The following is a 16,128-nucleotide window of genomic DNA, read 5'->3' as shown; positions in this document are numbered from 1 at the left end:
GCGAGTGTAACGCTTTTATTAATTTGCGACTCATTTCTCCTGACTATGAATTTATTCCCTATTGAAGCTGGAAATTTTAAACTCGATGGCGGCGCCATGTTCGGGGTCGTTCCAAAAACCCTTTGGAACAGAACCAATCCCGCCGATGCCAACAATATGATAGATATTGCCGCGCGCTGTCTTCTCATTGAAAACGGCAATCGGCTTACTTTGATCGACACGGGAATGGGCAACAAGCAAAGCGAAAAATTCTTTGGATATTATTACCGATGGGGAGATTTCAATATAGACGACTCACTTAAAAAACATGGTTTCCATCGCGATGATATTACCGATGTTTTTATGACCCACCTCCACTTTGACCATTGCGGCGGCAGCGTGCAGTGGAACAAAGACCGTACAGGCTATGAGCCAGCTTTTAAAAATGCTACATTCTGGAGCAACAAAGACCATTGGCAATGGGCCACGGAACCAAACCGAAGAGAGCAAGCTTCTTTTTTAAAGGAAAACATTTTGCCTATGCAGGAAAGCGGACAATTGAAATTTGTATCGCAGCCCAAATCAGAATTTGCAGAGCCCGATGAAATGGACTTTGGAATTCTTTTTGTGGATGGACATACCGACAAACAAATGATTCCACACATCAACTATAAAGGAAAGACCCTGGTTTTTATGGCAGATTTACTTCCCACGGCGGGCCATTTGCCGCTTCCCTTTGTAATGGGATATGATACACGGCCTTTACTGACACTTCCCGAAAAGGAAAAATTTCTGAACAAAGCTGCCGAGAATAACTTCTATCTTTTTTTGGAGCACGATGCCCACAACCCGATAATAACGGTTAAAAATACCGATAAAGGCGTTCGATTAGACGAAACCTTATCACTTAACGAATTTTTTAATTAACACTTATTTCAAAAGAAAATGAACATTTTTAAGACTACACTATTCGCAGTTGCCATCTCAACTGTTTTGGCAGGCTGCGGAAGCGGAGCAGCCATCGTCGCCACTCCCATTCAGAATATTGATTCCAATCCTTTAAAAATTACGCCGCTAACCGAGGAACAGCTAAAGCACTGGCCAGCAATGGATTTAGTAAAAGATACCGTGCCCGGGATGAGTGTGGACAAAGCCTACAGCGAAATCATAAAAAAACGCAAAGGCGAAACAGTTATCGTGGGCGTTATTGATAGCGGGGTAGATATTGAACACGAAGATCTTAAAAATGTGATTTGGACCAATCCAGGCGAAATAGCTGGAAACGGAATAGATGACGACAACAACGGTTTTATTGACGATATTCACGGTTGGAATTTTCTAGGAGATATTGTTGGTGAAAACATGGAGTACGTTCGCATCATCAGAAAATTTAAACCGAAGTTTGAAGGAAAGAGTGAAGCTTCAATCAGCGCTGCAGAGCGAGATAATTATGCAACTTATCAAAAAGCCAAAGCTGAATATGAGAAGGAATTTTCAGAAATAACGGCAAACAAGGCACGTTACGAGCAGATTCTTTCGCAATTAAAGCCAACACATGAGACAATGGTCAAAAAGCTTGGAAAAGAAAATTATACCAAGGAAGATCTTTCTGCGGTACAAAACCCATCACCACAGGAACAACAGCAAATAGCGATGCTTAGCCAAATGCTGAATTTTGCCGATTCGGTTCCGGAAGTTTTGGAAGAACTGGAGGGAGGCATTGAGTATTTTACCGATAGATTGGATAACAATTTCAATATGACTAAAGATTTCCGTGGCGTTTTGGGTGATAATCCTGAAGATATTGCAGATAATATTTACGGCGACAATAACGTATCCGGGCCAGACCCCACAAGAGAAAATGTAAAGCACGGAACCCACGTGGCAGGAATTATTGCAGCAGAGCGCAACAATAACATCGGAATGGACGGAGTTGCAAACAACGTAAAGATTATGGCAATCCGTGCAGTGCCGGATGGTGATGAATATGATAAAGACATTGCATTGGCCATTCGTTATGCGGTTGACAATGGTGCAAAAGTACTTAACACTAGCTTCGGAAAATATTATTCCCCACAAGCAGATTGGGTTTATGACGCCATTAAATATGCAGCCTCAAAAGATGTTTTAATTGTGAATGCAGCCGGAAATGACGGCTTTGATTTGGATACCGTAAACGTTTATCCAAACGATCAATTTGATAACGGTTCCGAAATGGCAGATTCATTTTTGACTGTTGGAGCACTTAATTATAAATATGGAAGCGAAATGGTTGCAAACTTTTCAAACTACGGAAAAACCAACGTGGATGTTTTTGCGCCAGGCGTTAAAATTTGGGCAACTACACCTTTAAATACCTACGAATTTTTACAAGGAACCTCAATGGCTGCACCTGAAGTTGCAGGTGTTGCAGCAATGATCCGTTCCTATTACCCAAGCCTTTCCGCAGCACAAGTAAAACAAATTTTGATGGATAGCGGCCTTTCAATCAACACTCAGGTTGTTTTGGGCGGGGAATCTTCGAACACTGAATCTTTCTCAAATATTTCAAAATCGGGAAAAATGGTGAATATGTACAACGCCCTAATTATGGCAGATAAAATGGCTAACTTATGAAGCATGTTTTAACCAGCTTATTCTTTATTGCTGTATTTTTTTCCGCCTTTGCACAGAATAGCAGCTATTGGCAACAGGAAGCTGATTATAAAATGAACGTCGATGTGGACGTAAAAAACTTTCAATATAAAGGAACACAGGAGTTGAAGTACACAAACAATTCTCCCGATACTCTAAACAAGGTTTTCTATCATCTTTACTTCAACGCATTCCAGCCGGGCAGTGAAATGGACGTGCGCTCGCGTACCATTGCCGATCCGGATAGCCGTGTAATGGATAGGATTTCCAAATTATCACCTTCGGAAATTGGATATATTAAACCAACGCTTTTCACACAAAATGGCGTTGCTGCAAATTATACCATAAAAGGCACGGTGATGCAGGTATTGCTGAACAAACCTATTCTGCCGGGCGAAAGCACCGTTTTCAATATGAACTGGGACGCGCAAGTGCCGTTGCAGATCCGACGTTCGGGGCGTGACAGTTCTGAGGGCGTTGCTTTAACGATGACCCAATGGTACCCAAAAATAGCCGAATACGATTTTGAAGGCTGGCACGCCGACCCATACATAGCCCGCGAATTTTACAGCGTTTGGGGCGATTATGACGTTACCATAACCATAGACGCCGATTATACCATTGGCGGAACCGGTTATCTTCAAAATCCCGCCGAAGTAGGTCACGGTTATACTTTACCCGGCCAAAAGTGGATGAAACCCAAAAAAGGAAAATATACTTGGCGTTTTTTAGCGCCTGACGTGCACGATTTTGCTTGGGCTGCAGATGATGAATATATACACGATACCTATCCCGGTCCCAATGGTGTCACGCTTCATTTTTTCTATAAAAATGATCCTGAAATTGCCGAAAATTGGAAAAACCTGCAACCGAAAACGGCGGCATTGATGGAATTTTTCAACGAGCAGATTGGGGAATATCCCTATGAGCAATATTCCGTAATTCAAGGTGGTGACGGCGGAATGGAATATGCCATGAGCACAATGATTACAGGAAAACGTGAGTTTGGAAGTTTAGTTGGCGTAACTGCCCACGAGCTTGCACATTCCTGGTTTCAGTTTGTTTTGGCTACCAACGAAAGCAAACACGAATGGATGGATGAAGGCTTTACTTCTTACATTTCAGATGAAGCCATGAATTATGTAATGGAGGAAAACAAACCAAATCCGCACGCCGGTTCCTACAGAAGTTATTTCTATATGGCCACAAGCGGCGCGGAACAGCCCCTCAGTACCCACGCAGACAGATATGCAAGCAATCGCTCGTACGGTATCAATGCTTACAGCAAAGGCTCGGTTTTCATTACCCAGCTTGGTTATGTGATTGGTCCCGAAAATCTTGCAAAAACACTGAAACGTTACTATTCAGATTTTAAATTTAAGCACCCAACACCAAACGATTTTATCCGCACTGCGGAAAAAGTTTCGGGCTTTGAGTTGGATTGGTACCTAACAGATTGGACGCAAACCACAAACACCATCGATTACGGAATAAAAGCTGTGGAAAGCGAAGGTGAAAGCACGAAGATAACTCTGGAAAGAATTGGCTTGATGCCAATGCCCATAGATCTTTACGTAACCTATGAAGACGGTTCGCAGGAATTGTTCTACATTCCATTGCGGATGATGTGGGGCGAAAAACCAAACCCTTTTACCGATTTAAATCGCACTGTTTTGGCAGATTGGGCTTGGGCATATCCAACGTATACCTTTGAAATAAAAAACGGTAAAAAAGTAAAAAATATGATGATTGACGCCACCCGAAGGATGGCAGATATTAATCCTGAAAACAATCTTTGGGAAGTAAAATAATTTAAACCAATAATCTTGCAGGCGCGCGATTAATCGCGCGCCTGCATTTTTAAACCTGCTTCATTATTCCGGTCTCTATACCACATTTTCGGGTTGTTTTGAATATAATCCTGAATTTTTAAAAATGATGTTTGGTTTCGGATGATATGATCGTAAAATCTTGGCTGCCAACCAAATTTTGTATTTATTTTTCTACAGTCAAACGTTGTTTTTCCTTTAAACCAACGAACCGCAGTTGAAATATTCTGATGCAACATGGGGTTTTTATTTCCTGTAATTCCTCCTGTTTTTTCATCAATGGCGAAATCATTGGTTTTTAAATGTTTTAAACCATCTATTATCAAAATACCATGCAAATGATTCGGCATAATCACAAAATCGGCAATTTCAATATTTGAATATTGTGTTTCAATATTACGCCAATTTGATTCCACAATTAAGCCCACTTCATTTAAAACCATTATATCATTTTCAATATTTCCAAAAAAATGTTCTTTCTTCTTGGTACAAATTGTCAAAAAATATAATCCAATATTGGAATAATCCCAATTTTTTAATCTGAATGAACCATCTTTGTGTTTCACAATAAATGTTTTATTTAACTAAATGTAACCCATTTTCTTAAATTTATCACTACAATTGAGGATTGACGATGCGCAGAAATGGCGTGCGATTATACGGAAAGGCGCGCGATAAATCGCTCGCCTACAAATAATTATGGCCCAAAAATTTCACAAAAACGAAAAATTAAAAAGCGCCAAGACAATTGAAAATTTGTTTTTGGAAGGGATAACACATTCCAAATTTCCCATAAAAATATTTTTTCTTCCGAAGGAAAACTTGAAAAACCATCTCGCTGCTTTCGCCGTTCCGAAACGGAATTTTAAATCGGCAGTGGAGCGAAACCGAGTGAAAAGACAGCTTCGCGAAGTCTATCGTCTTAATAAACACATGCTTGACGAAATTCACGGCAAGAAATTTGTGATGCTCTTTCTTTTTTTGGGAAAAGTCAAACCGCAGTACACCGAACTTGAAAAAGCGATGATAAAGCTGCTTAAAAAATTAGGATATGAAAATAGTTAGTCTTTTATTGTTCGTTTTTATGATGGCCTGTTCGCAGGGTAGTTCCAACAAAAGTTATGAGGGAGGTTCGTCGATGTCGGATTTGGAAATAGCTGAAGAAATTCCGACAGCGCAGCAACTTACACCACCGCCCCCTCCATTGAATAAAGAACAAAAAATAATCAAAACTGCCCGTCTCGCTTTTGAAACCAAAGATGTGGAAGCAACGCACAAAAAAATCCTGCAATTAGCCTCGCAGTACAAGGGATTGGTTCAGAATGACAATAGTGGCAAAGACTACAACCGTATTTATAAAAATATGACCGTCCGCATCCCCACGGAAAATTTTCAGCAATTTATCGACGGCATTTCAGAAGGTGTAGCCTATTTTGACCAAAAAGACATTTCAAGGCAGGACGTTTCCGAAGAATTTGTGGATTTGGAAGCGCGTTTAAAAGCAAAGCGTGTGCTTGAGGAACGCTATCTTGAACTGCTTAAAAAAGCGAATAAAGTTGAGGAAATGTTGCAAATAGAACGCGAACTTTCAACCATTCGTGAGGAAATTGAAGCTAAACAAGGACGATTGCAATATCTGCAGAGCCAGGTTTCAATGAGCACCGTAAACATTGAATTTTATAAAACCACTGCGGAAACTGGTATTACACAATCCTACGGCCAAAAAATGAAAAACGCGCTGCAAGGCGGTTGGAACGGCATTTCGGTATTTTTCTTGGGCATTTTATACCTTTGGCCTTTATTCCTCGTTGCAATAATAGTTGTTATCATTCTTCGTATATTTCTGAAGAAGAGAAAACCAAAAAATCCCAAAAACTAAAACTCCAAATTCCAAGTTTTGGAGATTCCTTTTAAATTAAATTTTCAGAAAATGAAAAAAAGAATAATAGTTCCCATCATCGCTGTCGGTATATTTTTTACCACGGTAAGTTTCAAAAGTGACTTTTTTGAAATAGCCAAGCAGATTGAAATCTTCACCACGCTTTTCAAGGAATTGAACATGAACTACGTGGACGAAGTAACGCCCGCAACGCTTATGGACAAAGCCATTAAAGGTATGTTGGAAGATTTGGATCCATACACCGTTTATTGGAACGAACAGCAAGTAGAGGATGCCAAAATCAACAATTCCGGTATTTATACGGGCATTGGCGCAACCGCGCAGAGCAGAAAGGATAAAATTATAATCGTGGAGCCCTACAAGGATTATCCTGCCGATAAAGCGGGATTGAAGGCTGGGGACGAAATCGTAAAAATAGGCAACGTTAATATTGCCGATTTGGAAGACGATGCCGGCGAATTATTAAAAGGCGCACCCGGTTCAACCGTTGATGTAACCTACAAAAGACAAGGAAAAACCGCCACTGCAACCATTACAAGAGGGGCGGTAGATTTAAAAGCGGTTCCCTTTTACAAATTGATAAATAACGACATTGGATATATTGTGCTTTCACAATTCAACCGAAAAACTACTATTGAAACCAAAGCTGCGCTGATTGATTTAAAATCGCAGGGCGCAAAAAAAATCATTTTGGATTTACGCGGAAACCCAGGCGGCTTGCTAAATGAAGCCATAAACGTAGTAAACCTATTTGTGGATAAAGGCGAAGTGATTACCACGACCAAATCGGTTATTGAAAAATACAACCAAACCTATAAAACCAAAAGCGACCCCGTAGATACTGAAATTCCACTTGTAGTTTTGGTAAACGGAAGAAGCGCTTCGGCCAGTGAAATTGTTTCGGGCGGATTGCAGGATTTGGATCGTGCGGTAATTGTGGGCGCCCGAAGTTTCGGAAAGGGACTCGTGCAGCGTCCAAAAAAATTGACTTACGGAACACAGCTGAAAGTTACCATTTCGCGTTATTATACCCCCAGCGGCCGCTGCATACAGGCCCTTGACTACTGGCACCGTGACGAAAACGGCGACCCCATCCGGAAAGATGCCAAGGAATACAACGCCTTTAAGACCAAAGGTGGCAGAACGGTTTATGACGGCGGCGGAATCTTGCCCGATGTGGAATTGAAATCGGCGGTATTTAGCCCTATAACCACGGCTTTGCTGAAGGACAACGCCATTTTTGATTATGCCACAAAATACTATTACAGCCATCAAATGACCGATTGGAAAAACTTCAAATTTACCGAAGCCGATTTTCAGGATTTTCTGAAATTTTTAAAAGACAACAATTTTGAATACGAAACCGAGACCGAAAAGAAGTTTGCCGAAGGTTTAAAAATCTCGGAAGATGACGATATGAGTAAGGATATTTCAGCAAGTTATAACCAACTTATGGCCGCAATTGACAAAGCCAAGGACAAAGCGATTGTGGACAAAAAAGTGGAAATAGAATCGTTGTTGACCGATGAAATTTTAAAGCGCTATTTCTACCGCGAAGGTTTGTACAATTACCAAATAGAGCACAATCCTGAGATTTTGGAGGCCGTTGCTGTTTTGAATGATGCTGGGCGGTATGCTAAGATTTTGAAGTAGATTTTTTTAAAAAAATTTACTATTCAAATTTGATATAGATCAAAGAAAATATGAAAAGAACTCTATTTACAATTTCAATAATTCTATCTATTTCAGCTTTTGGTCAAGAAGAAATTGAAGCTGTTGATTCTAACAATTTTGAAAATAGTTATGCTTCAAAAGTTATAAGCGCAGACAATATTTCTGATGCAGAAGTATTTGCTAAGGAAGACATTAAAAATAATTCTCTATTTCTAATTGTTCCTGGAGGAATTGCTCCAGTGATTTATAAATCTGACTTTGATTTTAAATCTAAATATGGTGTTTCAATGATAAATTTTGGTTGTGAGCCATTAAATAAAGAAATTTCGATAAGTTATAATATGAAAGTTTTAGATTTTCTAACAGAAAATTACGGAAAAGAATGGCTAAAAGAAATTAGAGATGACGTGATTGGTTTGGCAGAATATAAAATGAAAATAGAGTGAACTCCTTCCTAACCTTCTTCGAAACCATGCCCGTTTGGATGAAAGCCGGTTGGGTGTTTTTTGTACTTACCATTTTCTGGATTCTTGAAGGGTATTACAAACTCGTTTTTACCAAATACAACAAATGGCGGCACGCAAAAACCAATTTAATTTTGCTGGCCTTTGTGATGCTGATAAACGTGGTTTTCGGGATTGCGACCGTTGGTATTTTTCTGTGGTTAAACGATTCCAACTTTGGGTTGCTACAACTTTTTGATGGGCCTGTTTGGTTGGAATTACTGCTTTCCATCCTGGTTTTGGATTTGATTGCACAGTATTTTGTGCATTATCTGCTTCACAAAGTAAAGTGGATGTGGCGGCTGCACACCGTGCACCACAGTGATAAAAATGTGGATGTTACAACAGGCACGCGCCACCATCCTTTCGATTTTATTATTCGGGAAACTTTCGCCTTGATTGCCGTTGTAATTATGGGAATGCCAATTGCTTTCTATCTTTTTTACAGAATTTTGAGCGTGCTTTTTACCTATTTCACCCACGCCAATATTTCACTTCCGAAGCAATTGGACAAAGCGCTCAGCTACATAATTGTAACCCCGAATATGCACAAATTTCATCATCATTACGAAATGCCGTGGACGGATAGCAACTTTGGAAATATGTTTTCAATTTGGGACCGCTTGTTTGGCACGTTTGTCTACGGAAAAACTTCGGATATTAAATACGGGTTGGACATTGCCGACCATCGCGATGATGAAAATATTTTGCAACAATTGAAACTTCCATTTGACAAATCCATTCGCTATAAAAATTAATTTAACAGCTAATTTTTTTCGCTTAACATAACCTTAACTGACTGTTTATCAATGATATTGTATCTTAGCAGTTATGGTACAATCAGAAAGAGACGAAAACAAGGAGATTCTAAAGGAATCTGTGGCCTATTTAGAGAACCGGGGTTTTGAACACATCCAGGCCGATGTGGACGGTTATGAAACTCCAAAATCCTATCACAAAAAAGATAGCGATGTGGTAATTACTCCAGACATAGTAGCAGATCGCGCGGGAATTAAGCATTATTTTGAAATCAGTCTAAAATCTGAAAAACCGCGATTGCTAAAATCCAAATGGCAGTTTTTGGATACATTGACGCGTATGCGGAACCAGCGTTTTAAAATCATTACCCGCCGAGGGCATTACAAGTTTACGGACGAAATGCTGAAAGACCTTAATTTGGAAAAAAATCTTATTAAACTGTAATCAGTTTATACTTGAAAATTTCCTCCTTTTTTACCCTAACCCTAAAGGGAAAAGAAGAGGAAATTTTTTTAAACTCTAAGCATGGCAATGTGCGGAATACCATCTTCCATATAACGATCGCCGATGGTTTTAAACCCGTGGCTTTCGTAAAAAATAACCAAATACACCTGGGCCGATATCTTTATTTTATCGGCTTTATAGTTTGTTTTAATGGCTTCTATTGATGCTTTGGTAATCGCGTGGCCATAGCCCATTTTTCGGTAGTTTTCGCGTACCAAAACCCTTCCTATGGACGCTTCGTCAAAATAATCGCCCGCTTGGAAACAGCGCGCATAGGCTACTAAATTACCGTCTTCCCAACCCATAATGTGCAAGGCGCGTTCGTCCTTTCCATCAATATCTTGATAAACACAATCTTGCTCCACCACAAAAACCTCGCTTCGCAATTGTAAAACGTCATACAATTCCTTTGTGCTCAATTCACCGAAATTCTTTACTTCAATTTTCATAGCATTTTAAATAAATCAATCCTGAACAATAATATCCTTTGGATCATCCTTTTGGTGTTCGGGCTGGATGGTTACGTGGTTTATTCCGAAATCGTGATACAGCATTTCCTCTACCTTGGTCAAAGCGGCATCAAATTGGGTTAGCGTTATGTCCTCGTGAAATTCCACATGCGCCTCCAAATGGGTTTCCTGCTCATTCAATTGCCAAATATGGATATGGTGCATATTCTTTATCTCAGGAATTTTGCACACCGCCTTGTTAATTACTTCCAAATTTAAGTCATCCGGCGTGAAAAGCATCAAAACCTTGAAAGAGCTTTTCAACAAATCGTAACCCATTATCAATAAATAAAGTGCAATCAAAACGGTCAAAAGGCTATCGACCCAAAACCATTCGTAATATTTCATGAGCAGACCGCCAATCAAAACGGCAACGGAAGCTGCCATATCAGTCAACAAATGTAAATAGGCAGAGCGCATATTCATATTGCTTTTTGAATCTTTAAAAAGAAGCAAAACACTGAACCCGTTGAAAATAATTCCTAAAATAGCCAGCCAAATAACCAATCCGCTTTCAATGGTATGCGGATCCATAAAGCGAAGGATTGCTTCATAAATAAGATAAACTGCAACGATAATTAAGGTAGCGGAATTCACGAAAGCAGCAATAATTTCTGCACGTTTGTAACCGAAAGTTTTGGTTACCGAAGCATCTTTTTTTGAATACCTATCGGCAATGTAACTCACAACCAGTGAAAGCACATCGCTAAAATTGTGAAGCGCGTCCGAAAGCAGCGACAAACTCCCGGAAATTACCCCACCGATTGCTTGTGCCACGGTAATTCCTATGTTCAAAAGAATGGAAAGCAACAGCTTCCTTCCCTTTAAATCGGGATGCGGATGCCCATGCGAATCGTTAGGGGAATGTGCGTGGTTATGCGCCATTTTATTGGGTTATGAGCAGGCTATTTTTTCAACCCGGTTTTGGTGGCGGCCGCCTTCAAATTCGGTTTTTAGAAAAGTTTTTACCATCTCAACTGCTTGTGGTTTGCTGGTAAAACGTGCTGGAATACTCAAAATATTGGCATCGTTGTGCTGACGGGCAAGCTCGGTAATTTCTTTGGTCCAACAAAGTGCGGAACGCACTTTTTGGTATTTGTTGGCGGTCATATTTGCACCGTTTCCGCTACCGCAGATTATGATTCCCATATCTACATTTCCGTTTTCAACATCGTTTGCAACGGGATGTACAAAATCTGGATAATCCACACTTGCTTCGCTGTCGGTTCCGTGGTTAATAACTGTATGGCCTTCTTTTTCAAGAAAGGAAACGATTTCAAATTTATACTCTGTACCTGCGTGGTCGTTACCGATGGAGATTTTCATGATGCTAATTTTTTTTCAAAGATAAAACATCACGTATTTATTTAAGCAGAAATACATTTATAATTATCCCAACAATCATGTTCGATACCTATTGATTTTCAATTGATAACGATTTCTTAACGCTACCGTCATTATTTGGTTAACAACATTGTTGATATTTGTTTGCGGAATTACGACAATTAAAATTGCACGTTCGGGGATTATTTACAATAGGTTTAAAATTTGCAGAACACCAAAAATTTAAGTCATTTTTTACGTGTAATTTATTAGCAGCATTTCTTTCTTTTCAAACAACATTTCCATAAAAACTTATAAGATTTTAATTGTCAAAATACGTTATACACCGTTGTTAACTACTTTTGTTATTCCATTATTTCCAAGGCTTTTAAATCTTAAATATATGTTAACAACATTTTATTAAATGGCAATAAATTCATTTCAAAACAAAACCTCAAAAAGTTATTGTACATATTAACACCCTATCATCATCACTTTTTTTTATTTTAAAATTTTCAAAAAAAGAAATGATATATAATTATATGTTGATAACAATAAAAATTACTGAAATGGATTTTAGAAAAGTACTATACTATTTTTAAATTGGAAGGATGGTCTAGATTTTTTATAATTTCCTCTGCCTTGGCAATATCTTCTATATGAACTTGGAGGCGAATCCCGCCAATAGCGTTGGAATAGAAAGGAAAAACACTGATCATGGTTTCATTTTGAAAAATGTACCGAATCTCTGCCTGGTCAAACAAAAGCTGAAGCACCGCATATTCTGCAGGATACTGAAATATAGCTATGGTTTTAAAATGCTTCATTGTAAACTTTTAATTAATATTCCATATGCTTTCCTAAGGTACTAAATCTTTCCTAATGTAAACACGTCATTCTTTGAGAAGTAGTACTTTTACGATAATTACAAAACAACTATGCCAAAACACAAACGAAAAAAGAAAAACAATAAAATTGAAAATCTTTCCCAAACCATACTGAACATACTTCGGAAAGATCATTCACAAGCTTTCAACTATAAACAAATTGCCGCAAAACTACAATTGGACGACCCCAGCAGTAGAAACCAAATAGTAAAAAAACTAAAGGATCTGCAGGGCAAGGGAAGCATACAGGAAATTGAGCGCGGCAAATACATACTTACCCCTTCCCAAAATTATTACACCGGAAAAGTAGATATAGCAGGCCGTGGCCAAGGTTATATTATCGTTGAGGATTTAGAGGACGATATTTATGTGAAAAGCAAAAATTTAAACAAAGCTTTAAACGGCGATATTGTTGAAGTTTATGTTTTTAAGCGTAAAAAAGGCGGAAAGACTGAAGGCGAAGTAACCAAAATTTTAGAGAGAAAACGAACCGAATTTGTAGGTACCATCCAAGTGCAGGAAAACTTTGCCTTTGTGGACGTTACCGATTATAAAATGTACACCGATATTTTTGTTCCGAAGAATAAAATAAACGGGGCAAAAAATGGTGAAAAAGTATTGGTTGCAATGGAGGAATGGCCCGAAAAAGCCGATTCTCCTTATGGAAAGGTAATCAAAGTACTCGGAATGCCGGGCGAACACAATACCGAGATCCATTCCATTTTGGCGCAGTACGGTCTTCCGTATGAATTTCCAAAAGAAGTGGAGGATTTTGCCAATAAAATTGACACTTCCATAAAAGCTTCAGAAATAAAAAAACGCCGCGATATGCGCGATGTTCTCACGTTTACCATAGATCCAAAGGACGCTAAGGATTTTGACGATGCTCTTTCATTTGAAAAATTGGAAAATGGAAATTACGAAATAGGAATTCACATCGCGGACGTTTCACATTACGTAAAACCCGGAACGGAGTTGGATGACGAAGCGTATGAACGTGCAACTTCGGTCTATTTGGTAGATAGGGTTGTACCCATGCTTCCGGAAATTCTTTCAAACAACGCATGTTCACTTCGGCCCAATGAGGAAAAATATACGTTCTCTGCAGTTTTTGAAATAACGCCCAAAGCGGAAGTAAAAAAGCAGTGGTTTGGAAGAACAGTAACGTACAGTGACGCCCGATTTGCGTATGAAGAGGCGCAGCATATTATTGAAAATCCGAAGGATGAAACACATACAATTCCCTCAAAAATTTCAATCACCGATAAGGAATATACGGTTAAACCGGAAATTGTCGAGGCCATTCTGGAAATGGACCGTCTTGCAAAAACGTTGCGAACCAAACGTATGCGTGCCGGTGCCATTTCTTTTGATAAAGTTGAAGTGAAATTCATACTCGATGAAAATAACAATCCCGAAGGAGTTTATTTCAAGGAAAGCAAAGATGCTAACAAACTAATTGAGGAATTTATGCTTTTGGCAAACAGAAGCGTTGCCGAATTCATAGGAAAACAGGAACCTAAAAAGACGTTTGTTTACAGAATTCACGACGAACCGGACGATGAAAAAATTGCCGCTTTGGAAAATATTATCAAACGTTTCGGCTATAAACTGAATACCAAAGACCGCCATTCCACCGCCCAATCCATGAACAAACTTTTAAAGGATGTACAGGGCAAAAAAGAGCAGAATTTGATTGATACACTCGCCATCCGAAGTATGAGCAAGGCAATGTACACCACGCACAACATCGGCCATTACGGTCTCGCTTTTGATTATTACACACACTTTACGTCACCTATTCGTCGTTACCCGGATGTGATGGTGCATCGATTGCTGCAGCATTATTTGGACGGCGGAAAATCTGCCAAGGAAGAGGAATACGAAGAAAAATGCGGGCACAGCAGCGATATGGAAAATCTAGCCACCAACGCAGAGCGCGATAGCATCAAGTATATGCAGGTGAAGTATATGCAGGATCATCAGGATCAAGAATTTTTGGGAGTAATTTCAGGAGTTACTGAATGGGGAATCTATGTTGAAATTATATCGAACAAATGCGAGGGTATGGTCCGTTTGCAGGATTTAAACGATGATCGCTACGAATTTGACAGGGAAGAATACGCAGTAATCGGCCAACGCACGAAAAATGTGTACCAACTTGGCGATGAAGTTTATGTGAAAGTGAAGAATGCTGATTTAGTGAAAAAGCATTTGGATTTTACGATGTTGGGCCACCGAAAGGATTATAAAAATTAAAATTTTACCATTATTGGGTAAAAGTAATTTGTATTTTTACCCTACTATGTTTGACGGTTTACCCTACGCTGCATTTTACGGATTTCTACTGGCATTTGCCGTCGGTCCTGTTTTTTTCACATTGATTGAAACTGCAATTACCAAAGGTATTAAAGCGGCAATTTTTTTTGATCTCGGGGCAATTTTTGCCGATATTATTTTTATTGTAATTGCCTTTTTCAGTACCAGTAGAATACTTGAAAAGGTAAAGCACGATCCGGGTCTGCTGATTTTTGGAGGTGCCATTCTCATTGCTTACGGAATCATTTCGTACATCCGCACCAACAAATCAATTTTTAAAATTGTAAGGGAGCATTACGCGGTAAAAGTGAAAAAGAACCTCGGCGGATTATTCCTGAAAGGTTTCCTTTTAAATTTCGTAAACTTCGGCGTTTTGGCGGGTTGGATTGGCACATTGATTATGGCAAACGCGCTCACTACTTCAGATAATGGCGTGTTTCTTTTTATTTCCACGGTATTGGCCACTTTTTTCCTCACAGATCTGTTAAAAATGCTCTTGGCGAAGAAACTTAAAAACAAAATGACCCCACGATTTATTTTCAGGACCAAGAAGTGGGTAAGCATTTTAATATTGGCCTTTGGTGTTTTATTGCTGATCCAAGGTATTTTCCCGAAAGGCGTGGAAGCGGGGCTGGAGAAAATTCCCGGGCAAAAACATCCGGTAGAAAGGCCGATTCCGCCGGTTGAGGAACCTTTATAAAAGTACTGTAAAATTTGGAAGCCTTTGAATCACTATTTAATATGAAAGCTTCGGAAGAACCGTTTTGAATTTTTTTAAAAATAAAAAACCCTCAACATAAAGTTGAAGGTTTTAAGAGGCATCGAGCGGATTCGAACCGCTGTAGCAGCTTTTGCAGAGCTGAGCCTAGCCACTCGGCCACGATGCCCTATTAGGCTTGCAAATGTAAAAAAATTAAACTTAAAAATCCTATTTAAAAAGCAAATTACCTTTTCCTTTTCATCGTCACGCTCACTTCTGCCACATCGCCCCCAATGGGTGGATTCCTTTTGGCTACGGTAACTTTCACTTCGTTCACCATTTCAACTTTTAATAAAATGGAGTCGATAATGCGCTTTGCCACGTGTTCCAAAAGCTTGGCTCGCACCGCCATTTCTTCCCTCACAATTTTTTGAAGCATCACGTAATCCACGGTATCGGCAAGTTCGTCGGTTTCGGAGGCGTTCTTTAAATCTGCCTTTATCGAAAGGTTTACCAAATAATCGGAGCCTATCTGTCCTTCTTCAATTAAACAGCCGTGATAGGCGTAAATCTTTATATTTTTTAAGCGGATGGTTCCCATAAGAATA

The 16,128-nt window shown here is 39.3% G+C and carries 17 protein-coding genes and 1 tRNA gene; 11 read left to right on the top strand and 7 right to left on the bottom strand.

All coding sequences use genetic code 11. From position 1 onward, the window contains the following. Positions 1 to 45 precede the first annotated feature (45 nt). The 3 genes from LS48_RS04620 to LS48_RS04610 are packed head-to-tail and all read left to right on the top strand — an operon-like array spanning position 46 to position 4,424. Entirely contained in the window at positions 46 to 906 is an 861-nt protein-coding gene (locus LS48_RS04620) for an MBL fold metallo-hydrolase (protein ID WP_062620421.1), read from the top strand. Between the two features lie 18 nt (positions 907 to 924). Beyond that, a complete protein-coding gene (locus tag LS48_RS04615) occupies positions 925 to 2,595 on the top strand; it encodes a S8 family peptidase (protein WP_062620419.1) in 1,671 nt (556 codons plus the stop codon). Next, positions 2,592 to 4,424, top strand: a complete 1,833-nt coding sequence (locus LS48_RS04610) for a M1 family metallopeptidase (protein WP_062620416.1) — start codon at positions 2,592 to 2,594, stop codon at positions 4,422 to 4,424. Before LS48_RS04615 ends, LS48_RS04610 begins: the two co-directional genes overlap by 4 nt. Positions 4,425 to 4,453: 29 nt before the next feature. Here the strand turns inward: LS48_RS04610 and LS48_RS04605 are convergent, their stop codons facing one another. Beyond that, on the bottom strand, positions 4,454 to 5,008 hold the full coding sequence (locus LS48_RS04605; RefSeq protein WP_062620414.1) for a transposase: 555 nt from the start codon (positions 5,006 to 5,008) through the stop codon (positions 4,454 to 4,456). A gap of 133 nt (positions 5,009 to 5,141) precedes the next feature. Between LS48_RS04605 and rnpA the strand changes: the two genes are divergently transcribed. From rnpA to LS48_RS04575, 6 genes are all read left to right on the top strand, one after another. Then, a complete protein-coding gene (gene rnpA / locus LS48_RS04600; protein ID WP_062620412.1) occupies positions 5,142 to 5,507 on the top strand; it encodes a ribonuclease P protein component in 366 nt (121 codons plus the stop codon). Next, positions 5,494 to 6,321, top strand: coding sequence for a DUF4349 domain-containing protein (locus tag LS48_RS04595; protein WP_062620409.1), 828 nt, complete (start codon positions 5,494 to 5,496; stop codon positions 6,319 to 6,321). The genes rnpA and LS48_RS04595 overlap by 14 nt, the downstream gene beginning before the upstream one ends. Positions 6,322 to 6,372: 51 nt before the next feature. Further along, positions 6,373 to 7,995, top strand: coding sequence for a S41 family peptidase (locus LS48_RS04590; RefSeq protein WP_062620407.1), 1,623 nt, complete (start codon positions 6,373 to 6,375; stop codon positions 7,993 to 7,995). A 50-nt stretch (positions 7,996 to 8,045) separates the two neighbouring features. Next, a complete protein-coding gene (locus LS48_RS04585; protein ID WP_062620404.1) occupies positions 8,046 to 8,462 on the top strand; it encodes an FEKKY domain-containing protein in 417 nt (138 codons plus the stop codon). Beyond that, positions 8,459 to 9,277, top strand: coding sequence for a sterol desaturase family protein (locus LS48_RS04580; protein WP_062620402.1), 819 nt, complete (start codon positions 8,459 to 8,461; stop codon positions 9,275 to 9,277). Before LS48_RS04585 ends, LS48_RS04580 begins: the two co-directional genes overlap by 4 nt. Positions 9,278 to 9,350: 73 nt before the next feature. Beyond that, positions 9,351 to 9,722 (top strand): hypothetical protein, encoded by a 372-nt coding sequence (locus LS48_RS04575; protein WP_045080375.1) that lies wholly within the window; start codon positions 9,351 to 9,353, stop codon positions 9,720 to 9,722. Between the two features lie 68 nt (positions 9,723 to 9,790). Here the strand turns inward: LS48_RS04575 and LS48_RS04570 are convergent, their stop codons facing one another. The 4 genes from LS48_RS04570 to LS48_RS04555 all read right to left on the bottom strand — a co-directional run bounded on the left by LS48_RS04570 (position 9,791) and on the right by LS48_RS04555 (position 12,441). Further along, positions 9,791 to 10,231, bottom strand: a complete 441-nt coding sequence (locus LS48_RS04570; RefSeq protein WP_062620399.1) for a GNAT family N-acetyltransferase — start codon at positions 10,229 to 10,231, stop codon at positions 9,791 to 9,793. 15 nt (positions 10,232 to 10,246) lie between these two features. Continuing rightward, positions 10,247 to 11,176 carry a cation diffusion facilitator family transporter gene (locus LS48_RS04565; RefSeq protein WP_062620396.1) on the bottom strand — a complete coding sequence of 310 codons (930 nt, stop codon included), beginning with the start codon at positions 11,174 to 11,176 and terminating at the stop codon, positions 10,247 to 10,249. Positions 11,177 to 11,185: 9 nt separating this feature from the next. Continuing rightward, entirely contained in the window at positions 11,186 to 11,617 is a 432-nt protein-coding gene (gene rpiB, locus LS48_RS04560) for a ribose 5-phosphate isomerase B (RefSeq protein WP_062620394.1), read from the bottom strand. Between the two features lie 584 nt (positions 11,618 to 12,201). Beyond that, positions 12,202 to 12,441, bottom strand: a complete 240-nt coding sequence (locus tag LS48_RS04555; RefSeq protein ID WP_062620392.1) for a hypothetical protein — start codon at positions 12,439 to 12,441, stop codon at positions 12,202 to 12,204. Positions 12,442 to 12,552: 111 nt separating this feature from the next. On the opposite strand from LS48_RS04555, the gene rnr reads away from it, so the two are divergent. Both rnr and LS48_RS04545 read left to right on the top strand, forming a co-directional pair. Further along, complete coding sequence (rnr, locus tag LS48_RS04550; protein WP_062620390.1) at positions 12,553 to 14,760, top strand: ribonuclease R; 2,208 nt, start codon at positions 12,553 to 12,555, stop codon at positions 14,758 to 14,760. A 46-nt stretch (positions 14,761 to 14,806) separates the two neighbouring features. Beyond that, entirely contained in the window at positions 14,807 to 15,520 is a 714-nt protein-coding gene (locus LS48_RS04545; RefSeq protein ID WP_062620387.1) for a LysE family translocator, read from the top strand. 116 nt (positions 15,521 to 15,636) lie between these two features. On the opposite strand, the gene LS48_RS04540 is transcribed toward LS48_RS04545, so the two are convergent. Together LS48_RS04540 and folB are read right to left on the bottom strand one after the other, a co-directional pair. Beyond that, positions 15,637 to 15,707, bottom strand: a tRNA-Cys gene (locus LS48_RS04540). A gap of 57 nt (positions 15,708 to 15,764) precedes the next feature. Beyond that, positions 15,765 to 16,121, bottom strand: a complete 357-nt coding sequence (gene folB / locus LS48_RS04535; protein ID WP_062620384.1) for a dihydroneopterin aldolase — start codon at positions 16,119 to 16,121, stop codon at positions 15,765 to 15,767. Between the last annotated feature and the right edge of the window lie 7 nt (positions 16,122 to 16,128).

This window comes from Aequorivita aquimaris, from assembly GCF_001573155.1.
Classification (GTDB): domain Bacteria; phylum Bacteroidota; class Bacteroidia; order Flavobacteriales; family Flavobacteriaceae; genus Aequorivita; species Aequorivita aquimaris.
The sequence above is the reverse complement of the archived record's forward strand: the minus strand, read 5'-3'. Positions and strand labels throughout refer to the sequence as shown.

Bases quoted from the DNA above. Each gene is read 5' to 3' on its own strand.
- LS48_RS04620 (WP_062620421.1), top strand. From the start codon at position 46: ATGAATTTATTCCCTATTGAAGCTGGAAATTTTAAACTCGATGGCGGC.
- LS48_RS04615 (WP_062620419.1), top strand. From the start codon at position 925: ATGAACATTTTTAAGACTACACTATTCGCAGTTGCCATCTCAACTGTT.
- LS48_RS04610 (WP_062620416.1), top strand. From the start codon at position 2,592: ATGAAGCATGTTTTAACCAGCTTATTCTTTATTGCTGTATTTTTTTCC.
- rnpA (WP_062620412.1), top strand. From the start codon at position 5,142: ATGGCCCAAAAATTTCACAAAAACGAAAAATTAAAAAGCGCCAAGACA.
- LS48_RS04595 (WP_062620409.1), top strand. From the start codon at position 5,494: ATGAAAATAGTTAGTCTTTTATTGTTCGTTTTTATGATGGCCTGTTCG.
- LS48_RS04590 (WP_062620407.1), top strand. From the start codon at position 6,373: ATGAAAAAAAGAATAATAGTTCCCATCATCGCTGTCGGTATATTTTTT.
- LS48_RS04585 (WP_062620404.1), top strand. From the start codon at position 8,046: ATGAAAAGAACTCTATTTACAATTTCAATAATTCTATCTATTTCAGCT.
- LS48_RS04575 (WP_045080375.1), top strand. From the start codon at position 9,351: ATGGTACAATCAGAAAGAGACGAAAACAAGGAGATTCTAAAGGAATCT.
- LS48_RS04570 (WP_062620399.1), bottom strand. From the start codon at position 10,231: ATGAAAATTGAAGTAAAGAATTTCGGTGAATTGAGCACAAAGGAATTG.
- LS48_RS04565 (WP_062620396.1), bottom strand. From the start codon at position 11,176: ATGGCGCATAACCACGCACATTCCCCTAACGATTCGCATGGGCATCCG.
- rpiB (WP_062620394.1), bottom strand. From the start codon at position 11,617: ATGAAAATCTCCATCGGTAACGACCACGCAGGTACAGAGTATAAATTT.
- LS48_RS04555 (WP_062620392.1), bottom strand. From the start codon at position 12,441: ATGAAGCATTTTAAAACCATAGCTATATTTCAGTATCCTGCAGAATAT.
- rnr (WP_062620390.1), top strand. From the start codon at position 12,553: ATGCCAAAACACAAACGAAAAAAGAAAAACAATAAAATTGAAAATCTT.
- LS48_RS04545 (WP_062620387.1), top strand. From the start codon at position 14,807: ATGTTTGACGGTTTACCCTACGCTGCATTTTACGGATTTCTACTGGCA.
- folB (WP_062620384.1), bottom strand. From the start codon at position 16,121: ATGGGAACCATCCGCTTAAAAAATATAAAGATTTACGCCTATCACGGC.